General features: G+C 68.1%; 21 protein-coding genes. 13 read left to right on the top strand and 8 right to left on the bottom strand.

What is annotated here, in order from left to right; all coding sequences use genetic code 11:
* The first annotated feature begins 200 nt into the window (after positions 1 to 200).
* The 3 genes from BMW54_RS10850 to BMW54_RS10840 all read left to right on the top strand — a co-directional run bounded on the left by BMW54_RS10850 (position 201) and on the right by BMW54_RS10840 (position 5,393).
* Entirely contained in the window at positions 201 to 1,115 is a 915-nt protein-coding gene (locus tag BMW54_RS10850; protein WP_217642652.1) for an SDR family oxidoreductase, read from the top strand.
* A 281-nt stretch (positions 1,116 to 1,396) separates the two neighbouring features.
* A complete protein-coding gene (locus BMW54_RS10845; protein WP_090055298.1) occupies positions 1,397 to 2,635 on the top strand; it encodes a tetratricopeptide repeat protein in 1,239 nt (412 codons plus the stop codon).
* 124 nt (positions 2,636 to 2,759) lie between these two features.
* Positions 2,760 to 5,393, top strand: coding sequence for a M1 family metallopeptidase (locus BMW54_RS10840; protein WP_090055296.1), 2,634 nt, complete (start codon positions 2,760 to 2,762; stop codon positions 5,391 to 5,393).
* Positions 5,394 to 5,699: 306 nt separating this feature from the next.
* On the opposite strand, the gene BMW54_RS10835 is transcribed toward BMW54_RS10840, so the two are convergent.
* Both BMW54_RS10835 and BMW54_RS10830 read right to left on the bottom strand, forming a co-directional pair.
* On the bottom strand, positions 5,700 to 6,554 hold the full coding sequence (locus BMW54_RS10835; RefSeq protein WP_090055294.1) for a PfkB family carbohydrate kinase: 855 nt from the start codon (positions 6,552 to 6,554) through the stop codon (positions 5,700 to 5,702).
* A 4-nt stretch (positions 6,555 to 6,558) separates the two neighbouring features.
* Positions 6,559 to 7,863, bottom strand: coding sequence for a NupC/NupG family nucleoside CNT transporter (locus tag BMW54_RS10830; RefSeq protein ID WP_090055292.1), 1,305 nt, complete (start codon positions 7,861 to 7,863; stop codon positions 6,559 to 6,561).
* 278 nt (positions 7,864 to 8,141) lie between these two features.
* Between BMW54_RS10830 and rhtC the strand changes: the two genes are divergently transcribed.
* Positions 8,142 to 8,771, top strand: coding sequence for a threonine export protein RhtC (gene rhtC, locus BMW54_RS10825; protein WP_090055291.1), 630 nt, complete (start codon positions 8,142 to 8,144; stop codon positions 8,769 to 8,771).
* Here rhtC and BMW54_RS10820 read toward each other — a convergent pair.
* From BMW54_RS10820 to BMW54_RS10800, 4 genes are all read right to left on the bottom strand, one after another.
* Positions 8,768 to 9,205, bottom strand: coding sequence for a MarR family winged helix-turn-helix transcriptional regulator (locus BMW54_RS10820; RefSeq protein WP_090055289.1), 438 nt, complete (start codon positions 9,203 to 9,205; stop codon positions 8,768 to 8,770). The genes rhtC and BMW54_RS10820 overlap by 4 nt on opposite strands.
* A gap of 1 nt (position 9,206) precedes the next feature.
* On the bottom strand, positions 9,207 to 9,968 hold the full coding sequence (locus tag BMW54_RS10815) for an AraC family transcriptional regulator (protein ID WP_090055288.1): 762 nt from the start codon (positions 9,966 to 9,968) through the stop codon (positions 9,207 to 9,209).
* A 400-nt stretch (positions 9,969 to 10,368) separates the two neighbouring features.
* A complete protein-coding gene (locus BMW54_RS10805; RefSeq protein ID WP_090055284.1) occupies positions 10,369 to 11,286 on the bottom strand; it encodes a hypothetical protein in 918 nt (305 codons plus the stop codon).
* A gap of 41 nt (positions 11,287 to 11,327) precedes the next feature.
* Positions 11,328 to 11,600, bottom strand: coding sequence for a hypothetical protein (locus BMW54_RS10800; protein ID WP_090055283.1), 273 nt, complete (start codon positions 11,598 to 11,600; stop codon positions 11,328 to 11,330).
* A 105-nt stretch (positions 11,601 to 11,705) separates the two neighbouring features.
* Here BMW54_RS10800 and wrbA point away from each other — a divergent pair, with 105 nt between their 5' ends.
* Positions 11,706 to 12,305, top strand: coding sequence for an NAD(P)H:quinone oxidoreductase (gene wrbA, locus BMW54_RS10795; protein WP_090055281.1), 600 nt, complete (start codon positions 11,706 to 11,708; stop codon positions 12,303 to 12,305).
* Positions 12,306 to 12,309: 4 nt separating this feature from the next.
* Here the strand turns inward: wrbA and BMW54_RS10790 are convergent, their stop codons facing one another.
* Positions 12,310 to 12,840 carry a helix-turn-helix domain-containing protein gene (locus BMW54_RS10790; RefSeq protein WP_217642625.1) on the bottom strand — a complete coding sequence of 177 codons (531 nt, stop codon included), beginning with the start codon at positions 12,838 to 12,840 and terminating at the stop codon, positions 12,310 to 12,312.
* Between the two features lie 244 nt (positions 12,841 to 13,084).
* Between BMW54_RS10790 and BMW54_RS10785 the strand changes: the two genes are divergently transcribed.
* From BMW54_RS10785 to BMW54_RS10760, 6 genes are all read left to right on the top strand, one after another.
* Positions 13,085 to 15,109 (top strand): PAS domain-containing sensor histidine kinase, encoded by a 2,025-nt coding sequence (locus BMW54_RS10785; protein ID WP_139206083.1) that lies wholly within the window; start codon positions 13,085 to 13,087, stop codon positions 15,107 to 15,109.
* Entirely contained in the window at positions 15,106 to 15,744 is a 639-nt protein-coding gene (locus tag BMW54_RS10780) for a response regulator transcription factor (protein ID WP_090055276.1), read from the top strand. The genes BMW54_RS10785 and BMW54_RS10780 overlap by 4 nt, the downstream gene beginning before the upstream one ends.
* Positions 15,745 to 15,852: 108 nt before the next feature.
* Complete coding sequence (locus BMW54_RS10775; protein ID WP_090055275.1) at positions 15,853 to 16,230, top strand: response regulator transcription factor; 378 nt, start codon at positions 15,853 to 15,855, stop codon at positions 16,228 to 16,230.
* A 47-nt stretch (positions 16,231 to 16,277) separates the two neighbouring features.
* Positions 16,278 to 17,051 carry a YdcF family protein gene (locus BMW54_RS10770; RefSeq protein WP_090055273.1) on the top strand — a complete coding sequence of 258 codons (774 nt, stop codon included), beginning with the start codon at positions 16,278 to 16,280 and terminating at the stop codon, positions 17,049 to 17,051.
* A gap of 60 nt (positions 17,052 to 17,111) precedes the next feature.
* Positions 17,112 to 17,633 (top strand): hypothetical protein, encoded by a 522-nt coding sequence (locus BMW54_RS10765; RefSeq protein WP_090055271.1) that lies wholly within the window; start codon positions 17,112 to 17,114, stop codon positions 17,631 to 17,633.
* Between the two features lie 340 nt (positions 17,634 to 17,973).
* Positions 17,974 to 18,852: an EamA family transporter gene (locus tag BMW54_RS10760; protein WP_090055270.1), complete on the top strand. Its 879-nt coding sequence runs from the start codon at positions 17,974 to 17,976 to the stop codon at positions 18,850 to 18,852.
* A 31-nt stretch (positions 18,853 to 18,883) separates the two neighbouring features.
* Here BMW54_RS10760 and BMW54_RS10755 read toward each other — a convergent pair whose 3' ends face one another.
* Complete coding sequence (locus BMW54_RS10755) at positions 18,884 to 21,814, bottom strand: autotransporter family protein (RefSeq protein WP_139206082.1); 2,931 nt, start codon at positions 21,812 to 21,814, stop codon at positions 18,884 to 18,886.
* 320 nt (positions 21,815 to 22,134) lie between these two features.
* Between BMW54_RS10755 and BMW54_RS10750 the strand changes: the two genes are divergently transcribed.
* Both BMW54_RS10750 and BMW54_RS10745 read left to right on the top strand, forming a co-directional pair.
* Positions 22,135 to 22,380 (top strand): hypothetical protein, encoded by a 246-nt coding sequence (locus BMW54_RS10750; protein WP_090055267.1) that lies wholly within the window; start codon positions 22,135 to 22,137, stop codon positions 22,378 to 22,380.
* A gap of 177 nt (positions 22,381 to 22,557) precedes the next feature.
* Complete coding sequence (locus tag BMW54_RS10745) at positions 22,558 to 24,462, top strand: CocE/NonD family hydrolase (protein WP_090055265.1); 1,905 nt, start codon at positions 22,558 to 22,560, stop codon at positions 24,460 to 24,462.
* Positions 24,463 to 24,468: the final 6 nt, after the last annotated feature.

Genomic DNA, 24,468 nt, shown 5'->3' with positions numbered 1-24,468 from the left:
AATCGGACGCCCTGGAGCGCGCTCCCTTCGCATCCGCATGACGGTCCGTCCACCGACCGATCCCGACAGTGGGGCGGCCCACCGACGGAAAGGCTGCCCCCATGACCGACGACTTCTCCCCGACCCGCCGCCGTATCTTCCAGAACGCCTCGCTCGGTGCCGCCGCGGCGGTACTCGCCGGCGCCCCGAGTTTCAGCGCCATGGCCGCCGAATCGACCGGACCGGGTGGCACGCGCCCCCTGGTCGACCCACGACAGGGCTTTCCGCACCCGCCGTTCGCGAACCAGAGCCAGCCCTGGCCAGGACTCGCGGGGAAGATGACGCCGCGGCCCGACCACGGCGAAACCAGCTACAAGGGCAGCGGACGACTCGCGGGACGCAAGGCGTTGATCACCGGTGGCGACTCGGGCATCGGGCGCGCCGTCGCCATCGCGTACGCGCGTGAAGGCGCCGATGTCGCGATCAGCTACCTGCCAGCCGAGGAGGACGATGCGAAGGAAGTCGTCGACCTGATCCGCAAGGCGGGCCGCAAGGCGCTGGCGCTGCCGGGCGACATCCGTGACGAGGCCTGGTGCGGCCAATTGGTGCAGAAGACGGTGGAGGCGTTCGGCGGACTCGACATCCTCGTCAACAACGCGGGCCGCCAGCACAGCTTCGACTCGATCCTCGACATCAGCACCGAGTACTTCGACTGGACGGTGAAGACGAACCTCTACGCGATGTTCTGGATCACCAAGGCGGCCGTGCCGCACCTGCCGCCGGGTGCCGCGATCATCAACACGACATCCGTCAACGCGTACAACCCGTCCGAGAACCTGCTCGACTATGCGATGACCAAGGGCGGGATCATGATCTTCACCAAGGGTCTGGCGAAGCAGCTCGTCAAGAAGGGCATCCGCGTGAACGGCGTGGCCCCCGGCCCGTTCTGGACGCCGCTGCAGGTATCGGGCGGCCAGACGCCGGAGAAGCTGCAGAAATTCGGCGGCGATACCCCGATGGGCCGCCCCGGCCAGCCGGCCGAGATCGCACCGATCTACGTGCAGCTGGCGTCCACCGAGGCGAGCTACGAAACCGGGCAGATCTTCGGCGCCTCGGGCGGGGCGGGTAATCCTTAGCGCTTGATCGCCGATACGATCGGCTCCCACCCTCCGGTAGGTGACTTACCACCGAACCGCTGGGAGCCGATCGGATCTGCACTTCCGCGTCAGCGGGCAATCTTGCGACAACCTATCTACCGACGGGGTGGGAGCCGATCGCATCGGCGATCCCGCGTCAGCGGGCATGCTTGCCACACCCGCCGGAAGGCCTAGGGCCCCCTCCCAAAAACCCGATATCTTTCAAACGGCTTCCCGATTACTATCCGCCCCGTGACGACAGGCGTTTTCAGGGGAACGGGATGTCGGAAGGGAAATCGGGGGCACTCGTCGATCGGCGTTTCGCGGCCGAGATGGACGCGTTGCAGCGTTTCGGGCGGGTGGAAAAAGAAGCCCAGCTCGGCGATGCGGACGCTCAGTACCGCCTCGCGCAGATGTACGCCGCGGGCGATCACGTCGAACAGGACTATGCACGCGCCACGCAGTGGTTCCGCCGGGCCGCCGAGCAGGGACACGTCGAAAGCCAATGCCGCCTCGCCGCGCACTTCGCGGAAGGGCTCGGCGTTCCGCGCGATCCCTTCGAAGCCGCCGGGTGGTATCGCCGCGCCGCCGACACGGGTTCCGCCGAAGCGCAGTGCGCGCTCGGCATGTTGCATGCGCGCGGCCACGGCGTCGTCGCGGATCGCCAGGAGGCCCTGCGCTGGTGGGGTCTGGCGGCCGACCAGGGGCACGTGCAGGCCTGCGTGAACCTCGGTGTATCGCATTACTTCGGACGTGGCGTTCCGCGCGACGCCGAACTCGCCTTCGCGTTCTACACGAAGGCCATCGAGCGCGGCGACCCTGGGGCACGTGGCTACGCCGACGCGTTGTGCAGCGTCGCGCACATGTATTGCGACGGCATCGGCGTGCCACGCGACACCACCATGGGTGCGCATCACTATCGGCGCGCGGCGGAGATGGGCAACGGCACGGCGCAGTTCGCGCTCGCCAAGCTCTATCTCGAAGCCAGCGCGCAGCCCGAGGATCGCGAGCAGGCGCGCCACTGGTTCGCACGCGCGGCGGAGCAGGGCGACAGCGAAGCGCGTCGTATGCTCGCGGAACTGGAAGCGCTTCCCGCCGAGACCGACGCGACGCCGGAACGCATCGCGCAGATCGGCCCGCAGGACGCTTCCGCGCAGTTCCTCCTCGGCCAGCGGCTCGCCTCCGGCGACGGCGTGGCACGGAACGATCGCGAAGCCGTGCGCTGGCTGGCGCTCGCCGCCGAGCGCCATCACGTCGCCGCCCAGTACGCGCTGGCCACGATGATCGACGCCGGCCGCGGCGTGCCCCGTCGGATCGACGAGGTGGTGCGGCTGCTGCGCAGCGCGGCGGGTGCCGGCCATGCCGACGCCCAGTTCGACCTCGGCCTGCTCCACGAGCGCGGGGACGGGGTGCCGAGAAATCCCTCGATCGCCCGGGCCTGGTACCGCAAGGCGGCGGCACGCGGCCACCTGAAGGCGCTGCGCAAACTGGAGAAGCGGTCGTGGTGGCGGTTCTGGTGAAGCGGGGGTCGCAATAACCTGCGTCCGTGACTTCCGGCGCTTTCCCGCGCGCGGCACGAGGACGACCATCGGCGGATGACCGCCGGGCGGATGTCCGCCGGGGTCCGTACATAGGGCAACCCGCATGCGTAAATCCCTCGTCAGCGCGATCGCATTCGCGCTCGCCGGCTTCTCCCTCGCCACCGTCGCCGCGCCCGCGAACGACACGGCCGAGCTCGCCACCACCCAGCTTCCGCGCAACGTGCGGCCGACGCATTACGACGTGGCCGTGGTGCCGCATGCGGACAAGCTCGCCTTCGACGGCAAGGTGTCCATCGCGATCGACGTGCTGCAGCCGACGCCGTCGATCACGCTCAACGCGATGAACATGACGTTCGCCAACGTCTCGCTCGCCGCCGCGAAGGGCAAGGCGTCGTTTGCCGCGCCGAAGGTCGCCGTCGACGCCGACGCGCAGACCGCGACCTTCACCTTCGACCACGCGATACCCGCCGGCAGCTACGTGCTGACGATGGATTACACGGGCAAGATCGGCACGCAGGCCAATGGCCTGTTCGCCATCGACTACGACACCAAGGCCGACGGCAAGAAGCGTGCCCTGTACACGCAGTTCGAGAACTCCGACGCGCGCCGCTTCATCCCCTCGTGGGACGAGCCGGCGTACAAGGCCACGTTCACGCTTTCCGCCACGGTGCCCGCCAGCCAGATGGCCGTGAGCAACATGCCGGTGGCGTCGAAGAAGGACATCGGCAACGGGCTGGCGAAGGTCACCTTCCAGCCGTCGCCGAAGATGTCGACGTACCTGCTGTTCTTCGGCCTCGGCGAGTTCGATCGCGCCACCACGAAGAGCGATGGCGTGGAGATCGGCGTCATCACGCAGAAGGGCCTGACGTCGCAGGCGCAGTTCACGCTCGACACCGGCAAGGCCGTGCTGCAGGAGTACAACGCGTATTTCGGCGTGCCGTACCCGCTGCCGAAGCTCGACAACATCGCCTCGCCGGGCCAGAGCCAGTTCTTCTCGGCGATGGAGAACTGGGGCGCGATCTACACCTTCGAGTACGCGCTGCTGCTGGATCCGACGATTTCCACGCAGTCCGACAAGCAGGAGGTCTTCAACACCGCGGCGCACGAAATGGCGCACCAGTGGTTCGGCGACCTCGTGACTATGCGCTGGTGGGACGACCTCTGGCTCAACGAAGGCTTCGCGTCGTGGCTTGCCTCGCGCACCACCGAACGCTTGCATCCGGAATGGCACACCAACCTCGAGGCCGTGTTCACGCGCGAAGGCGCGATGTCGCGCGACGCCGTGGCGACCACGCATCCGGTCGTGCAGCACGTGGCGACGGTGGAGCAGGCCAGCCAGGCGTTCGACTCCATCACCTACTCGAAGGGCGAGTCGGTGATCCGCATGCTCGAGGCCTATGTGGGTGCCGACAAGTGGCAGAAGGGCGTGCAGGCGTACATCAAGGCGCACGCGTATTCGAACACCGTCTCGGACGATCTGTGGAAGGCGATCGACGCCGCCGCCGGCATGCCGGTGAGCACCGTCGCCCACGACTTCACGCTGCAGCCGGGCATCCCGCTGGTGCGCGTCGAGTCCGTGTCGTGCGCGAACGGTTCCACGACGCTGAAGCTCTCGCAGGGGGAATTCACACGCGACCGCCCGGACAAGAAGCCGCTGTCGTGGCACGTGCCGGTGATCGCGAAGACGGTCGGCGGCGCCACGTCGTCGACCCTGCTGGAGAACGGCGCCGGTTCGCTCACGGTGGCGGGCTGCGCCCCCGTGCTCGTCAACGCGGGACAGACGGGTTACTACCGCACGCTCTACGCACCGGCGCAGATCAAGGCGCTGCAGGGCGCGTTCGCGAAGCTCGATCCCATCGACCAGCTCGGCGTCACCGCCGACGTCTGGGCGCTGGGCATGGGCGGCCTGCAGCCGGCGTCGGACGTGCTGGACCTGATCAAGGCCGCGCCGCTGGATGCCACGCCGCTGCTGTGGGACGGCATCGCCAGCGACTTCTCCACGCTGGACGATTATTACGAGGGCGATGCGACGCGTCAGGCCGCGCTGCGCAAGTACGCGATCTCGCGTCTCGCGCCGAAGTTCGCGCAGGTGGGCTGGGAAGCGAAGCCGGGTGAGGAAGCGCCGGTGGCGATCCTGCGTGCGCACCTGATCGGCACGCTGTCGCACCTGGGCGATGCGAACGTGATCGCCGAGGCGCGTCGTCGCTATGCGAGCGACACGATGCCGCCGGAACTGCGCAAGTCGATCCTCGCCGTCGTCGCCGCGCATGCGGACGGCGCGACGTGGGACAAGCTGCACGCGGCGGCGAAGGCCGAGAAGACGCCGCTGGTGAAGGATCGCCTGTACGCGTTGCTGGCCACGCCGTCGGACGAGGCGCTGGCGAAGCGTGCGCTGGAACTGGCGCTGACCGACGAGCCGGGCGCGACGAACAGCGCGGCGATGATCTCCGCCGCGGCGCGTGCCCATCCCGAGCTCGCGTTCGACTTCGCCGTGGCGCACAAGGACAAGGTCGACCAGTTCGTGGATTCGACCTCGGCCGCGCGCTACTACCCGATGCTGGCCGGCGGTTCGCTGCAGCTGTCGACGATCGACAAGATCAAGGCCTTCGCCGACAAGTACATCGCACCGACCTCGCGTCGTGACGCGGAGACGAGCATCGCCAACATCCGCTACCGCGCGATGGTCCGCAAGGACCGCCTGCCGGCCGTGGATGCGTGGCTGAAGAAGAACGGTTGATGGGTGCCTGAAACGAAGCCGCCGGTCGCGAGGCCGGCGGCTTTCGTGTATCTGGCCGCGCTACGCGCGGATCGCCGATGCGATCGGCTCCCACCCTCCGGTAGCCATCTTGCGGAGTGTGGGAGCCGACCGCACTGGCGATCCCGCGCAACGGGCACCCTCGCGACAAGCTATCGACCGAAGGGAGGGAGCCGATCGCATCGGCGATCCCGCATCAGCGGGCACCCTCGCGACAAGCTATCTACCGAAGGGTGGGAGCCGATCGCATCGGCGATCCCGCGCGCAGCGCGGCCCGGTCGCGCTACCTCACCCGGCCGCGGCGCAGGCCGCGACGAGCGCTTCGCGGAAGCACGGCACATCGACCAGCCGCGCGGCCAGCGTGCCCTTGAACACGTCCCCCGAACCGCAGGTCGGCACGCGGTAAAGCTCCGACTCATCGCCGTGCCGGTCCGCACCATGCGAGACCAGGCAGCTCTTGTCCAGCGACACCACGACGGTGCCCGCGCACAAACGACGGGCGAGCGCGTTGATCGTCGTATCGTCCATGCTCGTCACCGCCTGCGCCGTGATGTCGATCGAGAGGAAACGCCCGCACACGCGAGCGAACTCGTAGACGTCGAGCAGCAGCACGTCGGTGCTGGCGAACTCGCGCACCGAAAGGCCAGGAGGCAGCGGGCCCGGATCCAGCACACGAAGGATGCGCTTCTCGCCGGCCATTTCGAGCGTGGCCGCGACGGCGTCGATGTTCGCCTCGGTCGAGACGAGCAGCACCTTCGCGCCCTCGAAGAGATCGGACTGCGCGGCGATGAAGCCGGCATCGAGCCGGTCGTTCGCGCCGGACGACAGCACGGACATGACCTGGCCCTTCGGATCGACGACCAGTGCGGTGCGGCCGGTGCGCACGCCGGACACCACCTGCCAGCGGGCCACCGCGTTGAGCGGCAGGCCGGAGGGATCGATGGTGTCGTCGCCGATGGCGGCGATGAGGCCGGTGGCCACGCCGGCGTGCGCCGCGGCGACCGCCTGATGAAAGGCCTTGCCGCCGGGACGCCGTTCGAACGCGCTGGCATACGCCGGCTCGCCCGCGCGGGGAAGGCGTGGCGTCTGCCAGCGCTCTTCCTCGCTGTAGCCACCGACGACCAGCAGGCGCGCCGCGGTCATCCGGTCAGAAGCGTTCGAGCACGCCGGCGATGGTCGCCGTCATGAACGTCGCGATCGAGCCGCCCAGCACGGCGCGCAGGCCGAGGCGGGCGAGGTCGCCACGACGGTTCGGGGCGAGGCCGCCGATGCCGCCGATCTGGATGGCGATGGAGGAGAAGTTGGCGAAACCGCAGAGCGCGTACGTGGCGATCAGGCGGCTTTCCGGCAGCAGGTCGGGCAGGTGGCGCGCGAGGTCGGCGTAAGCGACGAATTCGTTGATGACCACCTTCTGGCCGATGAAGCTGCCGACCAGCGTGGCGTCCTGCCACGGCACGCCGATGAGCCACGCGACGGGCGCGAGCACCCAGCCGAAGATCGTTTCGAGGCTGAGCGCGACCGGATGGCCGGCGCTGGCGGTGAGCCACGCGTTGATGCTGTGCTCGCCACCGATCGTGCCGGCCCACTGCACCGGGCCGTTGATCAGGGCGATCAGCGCGATGAAGGCCAGCAGCATGGCGCCGACGTTCATGGCGAGCTTGAGGCCGTCGCCCGCACCGGTGGCCGCCGCGTCGATGACGTTCGCGGTGGTCTTCTCGACCTCGATCTTGACCGTGCCGCGCGTCAGCGGCTCCTGCGTCTCGGGGACGAGGATCTTGGCCAGCACCATCGTGGCCGGCGCGGCCATCACGCTCGCGGTGAGCAGGTGCTTCGCGTAGAACATGCGCTGCGCGGGATCGTCGCCGCCCAGCATCGCCACGTACGCCGCCATGACGGAACCGGCGATGTGCGCCATGCCGCCGATCATGACGGTCATGAGCTCGGCCTGCGTCATGCGCTCGATGTACGGCTTGATGGTCAGCGGCGCTTCGGTCTGGCCGATGAACACGCTGGCGCAGACGCTGGTGGTTTCCGCGCCGGAGACGCGCATCACCTTGGTGATGACCCAGGCCATGCCCTTGACGATCTGCTGCATCACGCCGAGGTGGTACAGCACGCCGGTGAGGGCGGCGAAGAAGACGATCGTCGGCAGCACCTTCACCGCGAAGATCACGCCGAACTTCTCGCTGTCGAGCAGGCTGCCGAAGATGAAGCGCGAACCGACGTCCACGTAATCGAGCAGACGCACGAAGCCGGTGGCGATCGCGTCGAACACGTCGCGACCCAGCGGCACCTTCAGCACGATGGCGGCGAAGGCGATCTGCAACAGCACGCCGGTGGCGACGAGCTTCCAGTCGACCACGCGCTTGTTGTTGGAGAAGCAGAACGCGATGCCGACAAGCACCGCCAGACCGAACAGGCCAAACAGAACATGGCCCAGCAAACCCAGCATCGTGACGTACCCCTTGGGAGGCCGGGGGTAGCCCCGTGACCGCTTTAAAAAACGCGAGGTTACGGGAGGTGGCCTTATGGGGCAAGTTCGGATGTGTACGAGGCGTCACGACCCCTCACCGTCGCCCCGGCGTACGCCGGGGCCCACGTCGTCGGTTCCCGGTTGTGCGAGGCGCTGATGTGTTGGCTCGCGGGGAGGGGCGTCGCGCTCAGGTCCACCGAGGACGTGGACCCCGGCGTGCGCCGGGGTGACGTTTCGGGACGGTAGGATAGGAACCCATGAACCTCTTCCTCACCATCGCCCTCGTGCAGATCGTGGCCCTGGTCACCCCGGGTCCCGATTTCTTCTTCGTATCCCAGCTGGCCGCCAGCCGGTCGCGGCGCGAGGCGCTCGCCGGCGTGATCGGGATCGCCCTCGGCGTCGCCGTGTGGGCGGCGCTGGCGCTCCTGGGCCTGCAGATCCTGCTGCACCGGCTGGCCTGGCTGGAGCGGGGCATCGCCATCGCCGGCGGCGCGTACCTGTGCTGGATGGGCTTCCAGATGCTCCGGGCGTCGTGGAAGGCGAAGGCCGACGCTGCCGCGCCCGTGGTCGACGTTCGCGGGTCCAGTCCGGGGCGTGCGCTGATGCGCGGGCTGGCCACCAACCTCGCCAATCCCAAGGCCGCGATCTACTTCGCGTCCATCTTCTCGGCGTTCGTCGGCGACGGCATGGGCGCCGCGGCGCGCTGGGGCCTGTGGGCGATGGTCACCGTCGAAACCTTCCTCTGGTTCGCCATCGTGGCGGGGATCTTCGCGCTGCCCGCCATGCGCCGGGGCTACGTGCGGGCCAGCCGCTGGATCGACGGCGGGGCCGGCGCCATCTTCGTGCTGTTCGGGCTGCACCTCGTCTTCGGGCGCCGTGCCGCCTAACTCTTGTCGAGGTTCCGGGTGACCTGCGCCAGGCTGGCCGCGAGCACGGCCGGCTGATCGACGCCCTCGAGCGCCGTGCGGGCGAGATCGGCCACGAGGGCGCGGACGCGCTCGGCCATGCGCTTGCCGGCCGGCGTCAGGGCGATGTCCACCAGGCGCCGGTCGGACTCGTTGCGCTCGCGGCGCATCAGGCCGCGCTCGATGCCGGCATCCACCGCGTGCGTGACCGTGCTGGCGTTGACGCCGCATGCGACCGCCAGTTCGGTGGAGATCATGCTGCCGCGGAGGGCGAGCAGCAGGAGCATGTCGCTCTGCAGGGCGGTGAGCCCGAACTCGCGCTGGGCGCGTTTGCCCACGGTGTCGCGCAGCCGGGAGCCGGCCAGCATCAGGTCCCGGCCCAGACCGAGGGCCGTCGTCGTGTCTTCCGATGCCATCTCAGTCGGCCGCCCTGCGCCAGGCACCGGGCGGCATGCCGACGGTGCGCGTGAAAACCCGGGTGAAGTGGCTCTGTTCCGCGAAACCGCAGGCCAGGGCGATGTCCGCCAGCGACAGCGTGGTGTCGCGCAGGAGCTGGCGGGCGCGTTCGATGCGGCGGTCGAGCAGCCAGCGGTGCGGCGGCTTGCCCAGGCTGCGGCGGAACGCGCGGGAAAAGTGATTGACGGACAGGCCACACGCGTCCGCCACGTCCGACACCGGGAACGACTGGTCGAGCCGCTCGTCCATGTAGGCGACCGCGCGGCGCTCCTGCCAGGTGGCCAGGCCGCCGCGCGGGGCGCCGGTCTCCTCGGGCGCGGTCGGCAGGCTGAGGATCGCCCTCAGCGCGAGGGCCACGTGGGCGAGCAGCGGGGCGTTCGGGGCCTCGGCGCGCAGGCTGTCGAACAGCACCTGGGCGAGCGTGCGCACGGCCGGGGGATGGTCGCTGTCCATCGCGCCTTTCGGCTCGCCGCGGAAGAGGATGGCTCCGCCGCCCATGCCATCCGACGCGCAGGCGGTGCGATAGACCAGCAGCAGGTCGTCGGCCGCGTCGTCGAGCGCGATCTCGGTGAGCTGGGAACGGCCGCGCAGGTCGTCGACCAGCCGCAGCCCGCCCTGGCGGTCGTCACGGTCGACCGCGGCGGAGCGCTGCGCGAGGTCGACGATCACCGTGGCGAGGGCGCGGCGATAGGTGCTTGGGCAGGTCGATTCGGCGCGGTACATGGGCCGATCCTTTTCGGGTATCGGAGGGCAGGACAAGGATTGCGCATGCAAGTATCGGCATCCACCCCCATAAGAGGTAGACCGTCCTCCGACAACACCGCGGTGCCTAAAACGCCCACCTCAGGATGGCCGCGACCACGGCGACGACCACCACGATCACGACGACGTGCCGCAGGTAAGGGCCGCCTGAAACACCACCGTCATAACTGGCGTCGTCGTAATCGTGCGACGCGTCGCGGGGATGGCGGACGAACGGGAGGCGGAGACGTTTGCGGGGTTTTCCGGGCATGGCGACCTTGGTGACGTCAGGGTGGGAGCGCGTTTACGCGCGAATGGGTGCTCGCCGCGAGGACGTTCGCGCGTGAACGCGCTCCCACCCGGAGGCAGGCCGCCACCGTCGTCATGGGGACGCCACGCGCGAGGTATTCCTGAGTTCTTCGAGGATCTCGGGCCCGCGCACGTCGATGTGGTCGAGGTTGTTCACGTAGAAACGCACGAAGGGTTTTTCGGCATCCTTCGGCATCCAGGGCTTCGCCCAGACGAACACCACGCAATACCCATCCGACTCGGCGATCAGCTTGTCGAGACGCGCACGCAGGAGGCGGCGCACCGGATACGCGTCGATCTCCTTCGCCGTGAGGGTGATGGTGGGACGCAGCTCCGCATCGTCGTGGCGGAAAGGACGCGAGAAACGCAGGTAATAACCGCCTTCCTTCGTCGCCCGAAGCGAGGCGGTGCCCCACCACACGGCACGCGTGCCGAGCAGGTCGGCGACCTTCTGCCGGTAGACGTTGCGGAAGAGGGCTTCGTAGGTCTGCGTCTCGCCGCCGATCTCGACGGTGGCCTCGTCCAGGTCCTTGTCGCGGCGATGCTCGAGGAACTTCTGCACGAGCGAGGAGAGGCGGTAGTAGTGGCTGGCGCGCGGCCTCGACACCGCGCTGGCCGAGGCGACCGCGCGCTGCGCCGGTGAGGCGACCGCGTCGGCCCGCGGCGTCGCCGCCGGCGCGCGGAAGTGATCCGCGGGGCGTTCGGCTTCGAACACGTCGGGTCGCTTTTCCGCTTTCGATTCGCCGCGACCGTGCGCGACTTCGCAGGTGTCGGCGTGATCTTCGAGCCGGTACGAACGAAAGTAGGGACGGATGCGCAGGTTCTGCTCGGGCTTGTCCAGGCAGGCGCAGATCAGCGGCGCGGAACATCCGCTGCCGACGCACGTGAATCGCGCATCGCGGTCGAGCAGGTCGGCCCAGTGGAGCTCATAGGCGCGCTCGGCGGTGATGCGTTCGTCGTGCCCGGCGGTGAAAGCTTCTTCGATCGACACGTGGCCATCCGGCATCCCTGTTGGCGCCCACTGTAGCGCGATCAGAACGAGCCGAAACCCCGCGCCGGTTCCAGGCCCATGTCGAGCTTCACGCCGCGCAGGAACGCGAGCACTTCCTCGTAACGGCCCAGCGCCACCAGCGCCTCGGCGGTGCGCATGCCGAGCGTCGCGATCGGATCGTCGCGGTACCAGGCGATGCGCGCGGCCTCGTCGGGCTCGACGCGCGCGGCTTCGCGCAACACGTGCCAGGCGTGCGACTTGCGCGGGGTCCCCTCGATCGGGGAACGAATATCGACAATCCGGGCGTATGACATGCAACTAACCTCGAGTGACGGCGGTGGATCGCCCACACGTGCTCTAGACGACAAACGTGCCTAACTTTCCTGTCCTTACCCTTTCCGATACGGAGTGACCGTCCCATGGCCAAAGTCCTCGTTCTGTATTACTCGTCGTACGGCCACATCGAGACCATGGCCCATGCCGTCGCCGATGGTGCGCGCGATGCCGGCGCCACCGTCGATGTGAAGCGTGTCCCGGAGACCGCGCCCGACGAGGTCGTGCGCAATGCCCATTTCAAGACCGACCAGTCCGCACCCGTCGCCCGCGTCGAGGAACTCGAAAACTACGACGCGATCATCGTCGGAACCGGTACCCGCTTCGGTCGCATGACGTCGCAGATGGCGGCGTTCTTCGACCAGGCGGGCCCGTTGTGGCAGCGTGGCGCGCTCAACGGAAAACTCGGTGGCGCTTTCAGTTCGACGGCGACCCAGCACGGCGGCCAGGAGACCACCCTGTTCTCGATCATCACGAACCTGTTCCATCTGGGCATGATCCCCGTCGGTCTGCCGTACAGCTTCACGGGCCTCACCAAGATGGATGAGATCACGGGCGGAACGCCTTACGGCGCAACCACCCTCGCCGGTACCGATGGATCCCGGCAGCCCAGCGAGAACGAACTCGCCGGCGCCAGGTTCCAGGGCAAGCACATCGCCGAAGTGGCCGCGAAGCTCTTCGGCTGATCCGTCAGGCTTCCTGCCAGCGCGACCGCCGCCAGTGGCTGGGGCTCTGCCCCACCAGGCGGCGGAACAGGTTGCACAGGTGCGCCTGGTCGGAAAGGCCGCAGGCCAGGGCGATCTGGCTCAGCGGTTCGCGGGTCTGCAGCATCAGGGTCTGCGCGCGCTCCACGCGGCGACGCATGATGTACGCATGCGGGGGATCGCCGAAGGAGTCCTTGAAGGCGCGGCAGAAGTAGCTGCTGGACAGGCCGGCGATGGACGCCAGCTGGTCGATCGTGATCGAGAAGCCGAGGTTCTCGTCCACGTGCGCCGCCACGCGGCGCGCCTGCCAGGGCGCCAGGCCCGCGCCGACCCGGCGGCGGGGGGCGGCGGGCGGGAGGGCGGGGGAGGCGGCCGGCTCACGTTCCAGCAGCGCGGCCGCACGGGCGACGCAGGCACGGGTCGTGGCGAGGTCGGATTCGGCCGCGGTCAGGGCCTGCTCGAGCAGGCGCGTGACGCTGGATTCATCGTCGACGGTGGGAAGGGGGAAGGAGGCCATGCCGTGCATGGCATCGGAGGCGCGGGCGCTCCCCGTTCCGGCATAAGCATTCGTTTCGTATCGCATCGCGTCTGCTCCACGGAGGGTGGCTCATGGGCGGGTTTGCCCATGTCGGCAGACTATTCGCGAAGAGGGGGTGGGCTGAATTCTACATAGGATGAGGGCAGGCCATACCAAAGGATTAATGGAGGGTTTGTATATTTCTTGTAGCGACCAGCCGTAACGGTCAAAAACCATCACCGGCGTGCAAGACTCTCGCTACGCGAAACCGGAACACTTCGTGCCGATTCCGTACAAGACACCCATCGACCGGACCCACATGACGATGTCGCGATTCCGGCACATGCAGAGCCAGGCGTACGTCCCCGCCACCCGCCCACGGCGGCTGGCGTCCGGCCTGCTGATGGGCGCCAGCGGCCTGCTCGCGCTGGCCGTCTTTCTCGTGGACACCTTCACGCCCCTGCAGAGCGCCGTGGCGGTCGTCTACGTGGTCGTCGTGCTGCTCGTCGCGGCCAGCGGCAGCCGCCGCGCCATCCTGGGCGCGACCATCGGTTGCCTCCTGCTCACCACGATCGCGTACGTGCGCGTCCACGGCATGCCGGCCCTCGACGCGCCGATGCTGCGCTGCGCCGTCAGCCTGGGAGCCATTGGCAGCACGGGCTGGCTCTCCCTGCGCAACCGCGAGCGTCTGATCACCATCGCCGGCCAGGCCCGCCTGATCGAGCTCACCCATGATTCGATCTTCGTCCGCGACATGGACGACGTGATCGTGCTCTGGAACGGCGGTGCCGAACAGCTCTACGGCTGGACCGCGCAGGAAGCCCTGGGTCGGCGCGCGAGCGACCTGCTGGGCACGGCGTTCCCCGGCGACCGGGTGGAGGCCGACGCCGCCCTGTTCGGGGCCGGACGCTGGGAAGGCGAGGTGTTCCAGCGCCATCGCGACGGCCGCATCGTGATCGTGGAAGCGCGCTGCGCCCTGTTGCGCGACGAACTCGGCAAGCCGCGCATGATCCTCGAAGCGGGTACCGACGTCACGGAACGGCGCGCTGCCGCGGCGGCCCTCGCCGAGAGCGAGCGCCGTTACCGCAGCATGTTCGAGACCGCCCGGTTCTCCTTCTGGGAGGAAGACTACTCGCGCGTGATGGATCGCGTGGACGAACTGCGCGCGCAGGGCGTCACCGACATGGCCCGCTACATCGAGGCGCATCCCGAGTTCGTGGCGGAGGCCTGCGCCCTGACCTACGTGACCGACGTCAACGCGGCCACCGTGCGCATGCTCGGCGCCCGCCGGCGCGAGGACCTGATCGGTCCGCTCGATCGCATCCTGCCGGCGTCCGAGCGCACGTTCGCGGGCGTGCTGCTGAAGATCCTCGAAGGCGGCGGCGTCGCCGAGGGCGAAACCCATCTGATCAACCTGCGCGGGGAGCGGCTCACGGTGCTCTTCGCGCTGAACATGCCGCTGGGCCCGACCCGCTACGACCGCGTGCTGGTCAGCGTCGTCGACATCACCGACCGCAAGCGCACCGAGCGCGCGCTGATCGCCATGCAGGCCGAGCTGGCGCAGGCGGCGCGCGTCACGGCGCTGGGCGAGATGAGCGCTTCGATCGCCCACGAGGTGAACCAGCCGCTGGCGGCCATCGTCACGCATGGCGAGGCCAGCCTGCGCTGGCTGCGCCGCCCGCAACCGGACATCGGCGAGGCCTGCGAGGCCATCGACCGCGTGGTGCGCGACGCGCGGCGCGCGAGCGAAGTGGTGCACCGCGTGCGCAGTCTCGCGAGCAAGGAGCCGCGCCAGCACGTGCGCTTCGATCTCGCCGCGCTGGTGGAAGAATGCGCGCAGCTGCTCGATGGCGACATCGCGCTGCATCGCATCGCCCTGCGCGTCGACATCGCCCGCGACGCGCCGCTTCCCCATGGCGACCGCGTACAGCTGCAACAGGTGGTGGTCAACCTGATGGCCAACGCCATCCGGGCGATGTCCGAGGTCGCCGGCAAGCGCCTCCTGACGGTGCGCGCCCGCGCCGACGCCGTCGACGGCCTGCTGGTGGAAGTGGAAGACAGCGGCACCGGCATCCCCGAGCACATCGCCCCGCACCTGTTCGATGCGTTCGTCACCACGCGCGGCGACGGCATGGGCATGGGGCTCGCGATCTGTCGTTCCACGGTAGAATCCCACGGCGGTCGCCTGTGGGCGACCAATCGTCCCGGTGGCGGGGCGACCTTTCATTTCACGTTACCGCTGACGGAGGCGGAGGAGGCCCGCGCATGACTGGCGTACCCGTCGCCAACGCCGCTCGCACACCCATCGTCTGCATCGTCGACGACGATGCCTCCGTGCGCGAAGCGCTCGCCTCCCTGTTCCGTTCCGTGGGTCTCACCGTCGCGGCGTTCGGAAGCACGGCCGATTTTCTCGCGCGCGAGAACGCCGACGCGCCCGGTTGCCTCGTGCTCGACGTGCGCCTGCCCGGCGTGAGTGGCCTCGATTTCCAGGCCCAGCTCGCCGCCATGGAAAACCGTCTGCCAGTGATCTTCATGACCGGCCATGGCGACATTCCGATGTCGGTGCGCGCGATGAAGGCCGGCGCGCTCGATTTCCTGGCGAAGCCGTTTCGCGACCAGGACATGCTCGACGCCGTCACCAGCGCGATCGAGCGCGATGCGGCGGATCGTCGCGGGGCCGATGCGCTCGCAACGCTGCGCAGCGCCTATGCCTCTCTCACGCCGCGCGAGCGGGAGGTCATGACCCACGTCACGGCCGGTCTCATGAACAAGCAAGTGGGCGGCCTGCTGGGGCTTTCCGAGATCACGGTGAAGATCCACCGTGGCAACGTCATGCGCAAAATGGGCGCGAAATCCCTCGCGGAACTGGTGAAACAGGCGGAAGCGCTCGCCGCGAACCCTTGATACCAGCGGCCCCGCGCGCACCGCAAACCTCCGTATGATTCCCATCCCCCATCCGGGGGCGCACTGTATCGACGGCAGGTCGGGCACATACCCGGCGAGGAATTCAGGTTGGCCGCTAACAGGATCGTGGCGATCGTGGACGACGACGAGGCCGTGCGGACGGCCACCGTCAGTCTGGTGCGTTCGCTGGGACACAAGGTACGGAGTTTTGCTTCGGCCGAGGAGTTCCTCAGCCATGGCGACGACGAAGGTGTCGATTGCCTGGTGACCGACGTCCACATGCCCGGCATGGACGGCTTCGTCCTGTACAACCGCCTGGTGGAGCGCGGTCGCACCTATCCGGTCGTGTTCGTCACGGGATTCCTCGACGAAAGCACGCGCGCGAACATCCTCGCCGCGGGCGCCTTTTGCTACCTCGGCAAACCCTTCAGTGGCGACCAGCTGGTCGACTGCCTGCAAAGGGCGCTTGGGGAGGCGCCGCACTAGCGCGAGCGGCGGCCTTTTGTCACCGGGGTTTGCTACGCTCCGGCCCCATGACCCTGACCCTCTTCCTGATCCTCATCGTCATCGGCCTCGTCCTCTTCGCGCGGCGCCGCATCCGGGGAGGCATGGTCCTCTCGCTGCTCGCGCTGGCGTGGCTGTTCTTTGCCGGCTGCGGGCCGCTCACGGGAATGCTCCTCGGTCATCTTCAATCCGGTTTCGCACCCGACGTCGCGCAGTGGGGGCGGAAGAACGCGATCATCCTGCTTGGCGCGGGGACGGTGCGCAGCGGGGCCGGCGCGGTGGAGCCCAGCCTCTACGCCAACGGACGCATCCTGCGCGCGGCGGAACTCTACCGGGCCTGCAAGGCGACCGGGGCGGAGTGCAAGGTGGAGGTGAGCGGCGGCGATGCGATGAAGCTCAAGCAGGCGGAAGCCGACGTCTACGCCATCACGCTCGACCGCCTGGGGCTGCCGCGCGAGGATCTGATCCTCGAGGCCAACAGCATGAACACGTTCCAGAACGCGCAGAACAGCAAGCCGCTGTTGATGGCGTATGGCGCGGACAAGGTGGTGATCGTTTCGTCGGGCGTGCACCTGAAGCGCGCGCTGCTTTACTTCGCGCACTTCGGCATCCGTGGCGAGCCGGTGCGGGCCGATTATGTCAACGCGCGTTACGACTGGCTGCCGAGCTCGGAAAACCTCTCGTTCGCGGACTTCGCGATCCACGAATACGTCGGCGTGTGGCGCTACCACTTCTACAACGCCATGGGCTGGAACGCGCCGAAGATTCCTGAAGATAACGCAACCACGCAGACACCTCGCTAACAATTGGCGTTTTATGCTGTTCAACCGTCCAGCACGGACCTTTCAATCAAGGAGTCGCCCGTGAAGTCACGCCCCATCCTCGCCGCCCTGCTGGCCGCCGCTTCCGTCATGCCGGTCGCCGCGTTCGCGCAGCAGGCCGCGCCCGCTCCGGCCGCGAATCCCGCCAGCCAGATCCCGGCGTCGGACAAACAGGCGATCCAGAACTACAACCTGACCGAAGACGTGTTCAACCGCATCGTGAAGGTGTCGCAGGAAGCCAAGGCCCAGGGCATCCGCCCGAAGGATGCCAAGACCGACTTCTCGAAGATCCACTCGCTCGACGATCTCGCCAAGCAGGTGACCGATTCCGATCCGCGCATCGAGCCGCTGATCAAGAAGAACGGCTTCACGCCACGTGAGTTCCTGCTCGCGAACCTCGCGGTCACCAATGCGGCGATCGCGTCTGAAGCGAAGAACAATCCGCAGATGGCCGCCTATGTCGACCAGTCGAAGGTCAACAAGCAGAACGTCGCGTTCTACGAAGCGCACAAGGCGCAGATCAACGCGCTGATGAACGAAGACGCCCAGGGCGGCGCGCAGTAAGCCCCCACCGGTCCGCTCCTGAGTTGGAGCGGCCCTGGCCGCGACAGCTTGTCGCGAAAGCGCAACAGGCCCTACCCCGCGAAAGGTTGGTAGAGCGGACTCGGCCCGCTCCTGAATCGTGGGAGCGGACCTGGCCGCGACAGCTTCTCGCGAAAGCGCAACAGGCCCTACCCCGCGAACGGTTGGTAGAGCGGACCCGGCCCGCTCCTGAATCGTGGGAGCGGACCTGGCCGCGACAGCTTCTCGCGAAAGCGCAACAGGCCCTGTAGCTTCCGGCCCCAAAACATGTCGCGGCCAGGGCCGCTCCTACAGGGTCGGCGAGGTGTGTAAAGTCGCCTCCATGACCCCTTCCCGCACCACCCCCTGGCTCCCCGCGCTCGCCGTCCTTGGTTCCGTCACCTCGCTGTGCATCGGCACTTCGTTCGCGAAGAAGCTCTTCCCGCTCATCGGTGCGGAAGGCACGTCGGCCCTGCGCGTCGGGTTTTCCGCGCTCGTTCTTCTGGCTTTTTGGCGGCCATGGCGCTGGCCATTGACGCGCCGCGATGCCGCGTCCGTGATTCGCTACGGCCTCACGCTCGGCGCGATGAACCTGATGTTCTACCTCGCGTTGCGGACGATTCCGTTCGGCATCGCCGTGGCGATCGAATTCAGCGGACCGCTCGCCGTCGCCATGTGGTCGTCGCGCCGGCCCGTCGATTTCGTCTGGCTCGCGTCCGCCATCGTCGGCCTCGCGATGCTTCTCCCGCTGGGGCACGGCAGCACGCTCGATCCGACCGGTGTCGCGTTCGCCCTCGGCGCCGCGTTCTGCTGGGCGCTCTACATCATCTTCGGCAAGCAGGCCGGCCATCTGCACGCCGGCCACTCCGTATCGCTCGGCCTCGTCGCCGCGAGCCTGATCGTCGTGCCCTATGGCGTCGCCCACGCCGGCGCGAGCCTGCTCGATCCCGCCATCCTCGCTGCCGGCCTCGGCGTCGCCATCGTGTCCAGCGCGATCCCCATGTCGCTGGAAATGATGGCCCTCAAGCGCTTGCCGAGCGAAACCTTCGGGATCATGGTCAGCCTGGAACCGGCCGTGGCCTCGTTCCTCGCCATGCTGCTCCTGGGCGAGCACCTCACCGCTTACCAGTGGCTGGCCATCGGTTTCATCGTGCTGGCATCGATCGGCAGCACGGTGACGGCGCGGAGGTCATCCGCGCCGTCGGTGGAACTTGCCGGCTGAAACGCGGCTCGCGTGTAGCGAGCCGGTACGGTTACCAGGTGCGACGGATACCGAAGGTGCCGGCGACACGGCGGTAGTTCCGCGCGCCGAAACGTGTTTCGACATCGCCCCAGAAGCGCCAGCCGCTGTGGCGGAGGAACGTGACGCCGAGCTTCAGCGCGTACGCGTTGCGCGGGACGCCGCCGGTGAACGTTTCGCCACCAAGCTGCGTCGCATCGAGGCGGCCCAGTCGACGCAGCCAGTTCGCTGTGAGGTACGGCGAGGCCACATGTCCGCCGGGCGTTTGCCAGCGAGCGGCGCTGCGCAATCCGATGCGGCCGGTGACGCCGCTGGCGTGTCTCGGACTCACGCGCGCCCCATTGTCTTCGGTATGGACTCCGCCGTTGAGGCGGGTCGCGACGATCTGCGCCTGTGGCTCGATGTACGCGTCGGTGTCCTTCGTCAGCGTCGCGCGCCACCGGTGACCGCCTTCGATGCTGCCACTTACGGTGTTGCTGTCGTAGTTCTCAACCGGAAGCCCGCTGCCTTCGACCCGTTCGTTGAAGCGCGCGAACCGGGTCCAGCCGCGGATGTAGCTGCCGGCCTCGGTGCGCAGTCCACCGTAGATGCCGCCGGCGGCGCCGCGCACACGGCCCTTGGCGGTGTAGCCGGTCACGAGCGAGGTACCGCTGGTGTTCGCCTGACCGACAGCTCCCATGACGCCGACGTACGCCTGAGTGGACTCGCCGCCGCGCCATACGTCGGCGCCGAGCGTCAGTTCGTTCGACGCCGTGGTCGTGGTGATCTGGTCGCGGAAATCGAAGGTGGTGTGGTTGCGCTCGAAGCGCGCCCACGCCGCGCCACGTGACACATCGGGCTCATCGTCTTCGCCCGCGCCGGGGCCTGCCTGGAACATTTCGAGCACCGCGGTCTGGTTCGCTCGATAGGTGCCCGTCTCGGGGCGGAGGAGGGGGACACTGGGCGGCACGACCGGCGGCGCGATCGGGTCGTCGTCATCGCCTTCTTCAGGGTCGACGACCTGCTCCGGGACGGCGGAACGCAGGTACCAGTTACCGTCATCCGGCTGGCTCACCGAGCCCTTGTGCAGGAAGTATTCGTTCGAGCCGCCCACGACGCGCCCGGCGAGGGTGAAGGTGCCATCGGATGCGCCATCGACGCGCACGACGGGAATGCCTTCAGCGTTGTAGGCGCCGCTACCGCCGAGGGGCGCGATCGCGAGGCGCGTCGTTCCCGATGTGTTGCCCTGGACGTGGACGAGATCCGATGAGGACGTGTCGTCGCCGAGCCACGTGCGCAGATGGATCAGGCCGTTGCGTCCTTCGTAGTTGCCGGTGATGGTCAGCGTGGAAACGCTGCCCGCGCCGGGCGAAGCGAACGCCACCACGCCGTTGTCGTTGCGGAGCGCGCCGATCACGCTGTCCCCGGTGACGCGCCAGGTGCCGCCGTTTTCGACATCGACGTTACGGACGATGGCGGTCGCGCCGGACCAGACCGCGCCGTGGCGGATGGCGACGGACGCCTTCGTCTCATCGGAGGGCGGCCTCGGGTCGTCGGAGAAGCGGATGTCCCCGAAGGCCTGTGCGGTATCGTCGAGCACGATGGTGAACGGCTTGGTCGACGTGGGATCGATGTCGGCGAAGGCACCGTTGCCGCCCTTCAGGACGGCATCGCCGCCGATGCGGACGAGGCTCGGGTCGAGCAGGCCGAGCGCCGCGAACTGTCCGCTCGCGATGCTGCCGCCCTTGACCGTGAGCTTGCCGCCGGTGAGGACGAGTGCACCGTAGGCGTCTTTGCCGGTCACATGCACGCGGGTGTCGGAGACGCTGACCTCGCCGGCCGCGCTGTACAGTCCATGCCCGTTGGCGCCCGTCGTCTCGATGGACGAGCCCGCGAGAACGATGCGGCCACCCGTTTCCGCTCGTGCACCGTGGGCAAACGAGCCCGCGGTGGTGATGTCGACGGCGGTCGCCTGGAACATCGGAGACATGCCGGGCGCCGCGGCGCCCTTGGCAAGCATGCCGTACGACGAGGCTCCGGTGGTCTTGATCGTGACCCGGTCGACTTCGGCGAAGGCGCCCCGGTTGTCGATCCCGGGCGCCGATTTGCCGGAGGTCTCGATGGTGGTCTGGGCGAGGCGGACCGGCCCGGAGCCATCGTAGATGCCGACTGCGGAGGCTCGCTCGCCGAGGGTGGAGAGGTGGCTGCCCTCGACGGTGACGAGGCCCGCGCCGGAATTGACGTTGATGGCGTGGGCGTCAGTTCCTTCGGTGCCGATGCTCGTATCGATGGCGACGGCCTGCGCGCCACTTTCGACGTAGATACCGTGGCTTTCGTCGCCCTTGGTCATGATGGTGGCGGCATTGGCGCGCAGACCCGTGCCGTCGCCGCTGCCGACCATGCCCGATGCGTTACCTCCGGACGTGGCGATCGCCGTGCCGTCGATCGTCGCGGTGGCTCCGTCCGTGGCGTCGATGCCGTGTGCGGCATAGCCGGCGGTGACGATGCTTCCTTTCGCGAATCCCGCGATGGCGTCGGAGAGCCGGGCGCCCGTGGCGCCGCCCTCGCGGGTCACGATGTCGACATGATCGAAGAGCGAGGGCCGGTTGCTTCCGGTGTTGGCGAGCTTCACCGCGTAGGCGCCGACGCCCTCGGTGGTCAGCGTGGCGTTCGACAGCGAGAGGTAGCTACCGGCACCCGTGATGTTGATGGCATAGGCGTCCTTGCCGGACGTGGTGAAGCGGACATCGTCCGCCGAGGCCGTGCCGCCGCCCCGGATGATGAGGACGGACTCGGAATCGCCGGACGTCGTGTAGTCGCCGGGATCGATGAGGAGATCGTCGCCGGCGTCGACGATGAAGGGCGGCAGCGCCGCGGTGTCGTCGCCGGCGACGCCGGCGGGTGCAAAAAAAGCCGCCATGCAGGCGGCGAGGAAACGGCGGGGAAGGGGGGTGGGGGTATTCAAAAGACAGTCGCTCCATGGCTGGCGGCAGGGGGCGGGGTGCCCGACTGCAACTTCCGGCTGACAGGGTAGGGACTGGCTTCGGAGAGGGGAACGCGATTATTCTGAAAATGTCTGCGAACGCTGTCTGCGCTGCGCCGTCGGACACCGATGTTCCACCCTGCACGTCGCAGCCTTGGGGAATGGCCCGTCCACGGAGGGGTCTTTCAGAGGGGGTGCGTGTTCTTTCTGTCGGCAAGTGCGCCGATTGTCGTGGAAGCTGCGTCGTTTCGGCGCTATGCTCCGCTGCGCTTGCCCAATACATAACAATGAGGAGCCCTACCATGAAGATTGTTTCGATCACTGCCCTGGCTTTCGTCGCTGCCGCCCTGCTGTCGGGCTGCAACAAGTCGGAAGACGCCGCCCCGGCGCCGGCCGCCGCTTCGACCGCCGCCGCGACCGACACGGCTGCGCCGGCCGCTACCGCCGCCGCTCCGGCCGACGCGACCCCGGCTCCGGCCGCGACCGCTCCGGCTGCCGCCGGCACGGCTGCTCCGGCTCCGGCTTCGACCGCCGCTTCGGGTCAGTAAGTCGTTCGACGGCCGCCTCCGGGCGGCCGCCGGATGCGAAGGACACCGCTGCCCCGGCAGCGGTGTTTTTTTTGGCCGTCCGAAAGCGCGTGCGCCGGATGGCGTGGGCCATGGCCCTTCCGGCGGGGATGCGGCACGCTAGGGCGGTTCCTTCGTCCCACTGCCACAGGAATCTCCATGCCGCACCGTCCGCTGTTGCCCCTGCTCGCGCTGTCCCTTGCCATCGGCTCCGCCGTCGCCGTTGCCCAGACGGCACCGATGACGCCCGACATCCCCGCGAAGTTCGACGCCCCGACCACCGCCAACGACTACGTCAAGCGCGTGGTCGAGATCCCCATGCGCGACGGGGTGAAACTGCATACGGTGATCGTCATTCCGAAGAACGCGAAGCACGCGCCGATCCTGCTGACGCGCACGCCGTACAACGCGGATGGCCGCGCGGCCCGCAGCGACTCCCCCACGATGCGCGACCTCCTGCCCCAGGGCGACGAGGTGTTCGTCGACGCCGGCTACATCCGCGTGTTCCAGGACGTGCGCGGCAAATACGGTTCCGAGGGCGACTACGTCATGACCCGGCCGCTGCGCGGGCCGCTCAACGACACGGCGACCGACCACTCCACCGACGCGTGGGACACGATCGACTGGCTGACGAAGAACCTGCCCGAATCCAACGGCAAGGTCGGCATGATCGGCTCCTCGTACGAGGGTTTCACCGTCGTCATGGCACTGATCGACCCGCACCCGGCCCTCAAGGTCGCCGCGCCGGAGAGCCCGATGGTCGACGGCTGGATGGGCGACGACTGGTTCCATTACGGCGCCTTCCGCCAGACCAACTTCGATTACATCGCCGGCCAGAACGCCAAGCGAGGCAAGGGGGCGGCCATTCCGCGCGCAGGTTACGACGACTACGCGAACTTCCTGCAGGCCGGCTCCGCGGGCGACTATGCCCGGGCCGCGGGCCTCGACCAGCTGCCGTACTGGCGCAAGCTGAGCGAGCACCCGGCTTACGACGCGTACTGGGAGGAGCAGGCGCTCGACCGCGAGATGGCGAAGCATCCCCTGAAGGTGCCCACGATGTGGCTGCAGGGCCTGTGGGACCAGGAAGACATGTGGGGCGCCATCCACAGCTACGCGGCGGTGGAACCGAAGGACAAGGGTAACGACAAGAACTACCTGGTCATGGGCCCGTGGCGCCACAGCCAGGTGAATTACGGAGCGGCCTCGCTCGGTGCCCTGAACTTCGATGGCGACACTGCGCTGCAGTTCCGCCGCGACGTGCTTCTGCCGTTCTTCAATCAATACCTGGTGGACGGCGCGCCGAAGGCGAACACGCCGCCCGTGCTGATCTACGACACCGGCGGCAATCATTGGGACCGCTACACCTCGTGGCCGCAGGCCAAGGAAAGCCGTCCGCTGTACCTTGGTGCCAACGGAAAGTTGTCGTTTGAGGCCCCCACCGAGGGGGCCGCCCGATTCGACGAGTACGTCTCGGACCCGGCGAAGCCAGTGCCGTATGTGCCCCGCCCGGTGCACTTCGGCGACCGCCAGTCGTGGACGACCTGGCTGGTCCAGGACCAGCGCTTCGTCGACGGCCGTCCGGACGTCCTTACCTACGTCTCCGAGCCGCTCACGGCGCCGCTGAAGCTGGCGGGCGCGCCGCAGGTGAATCTGTACGCCTCGACGAGCGGCACGGACAGCGACTGGGTGGTGAAGCTGATCGACGTCTATCCGCCTTCGGATGCCTCGGAGCCGACGATGGGCGGCTACGAACTCTCGATCTCGATGGACATCTTCCGCGGCCGCTATCGCGAGAGTTTCTCGGCGCCGAAGGCCCTGACGCCGAATACCCCGCTGCAGTACCGTTTCGGCCTGCCCACCGTGAACCACACCTTCGAGCCCGGCCATCGGGTGATGGTGCAGGTGCAGTCGTCGTGGTTCCCGCTGTACGACCGCAACCCGCAGACCTACGTGCCGAACATCTTCTTCGCGAAGCCCGAGGACTACCGGAAGGCGACGCAGCAGGTGTGGCACGCGCCGGGCACGGCCAGCCGCATCGAACTGCCGGTGGTAGAAGCGAAGTAGCGGGCA

Source organism: Luteibacter sp. 329MFSha (assembly GCF_900111665.1).
Classification (GTDB): Bacteria; Pseudomonadota; Gammaproteobacteria; order Xanthomonadales; family Rhodanobacteraceae; genus Luteibacter.
Note: the sequence above shows the minus strand (reverse complement) of the source record. Positions and strands in the feature narration are given on the sequence as shown.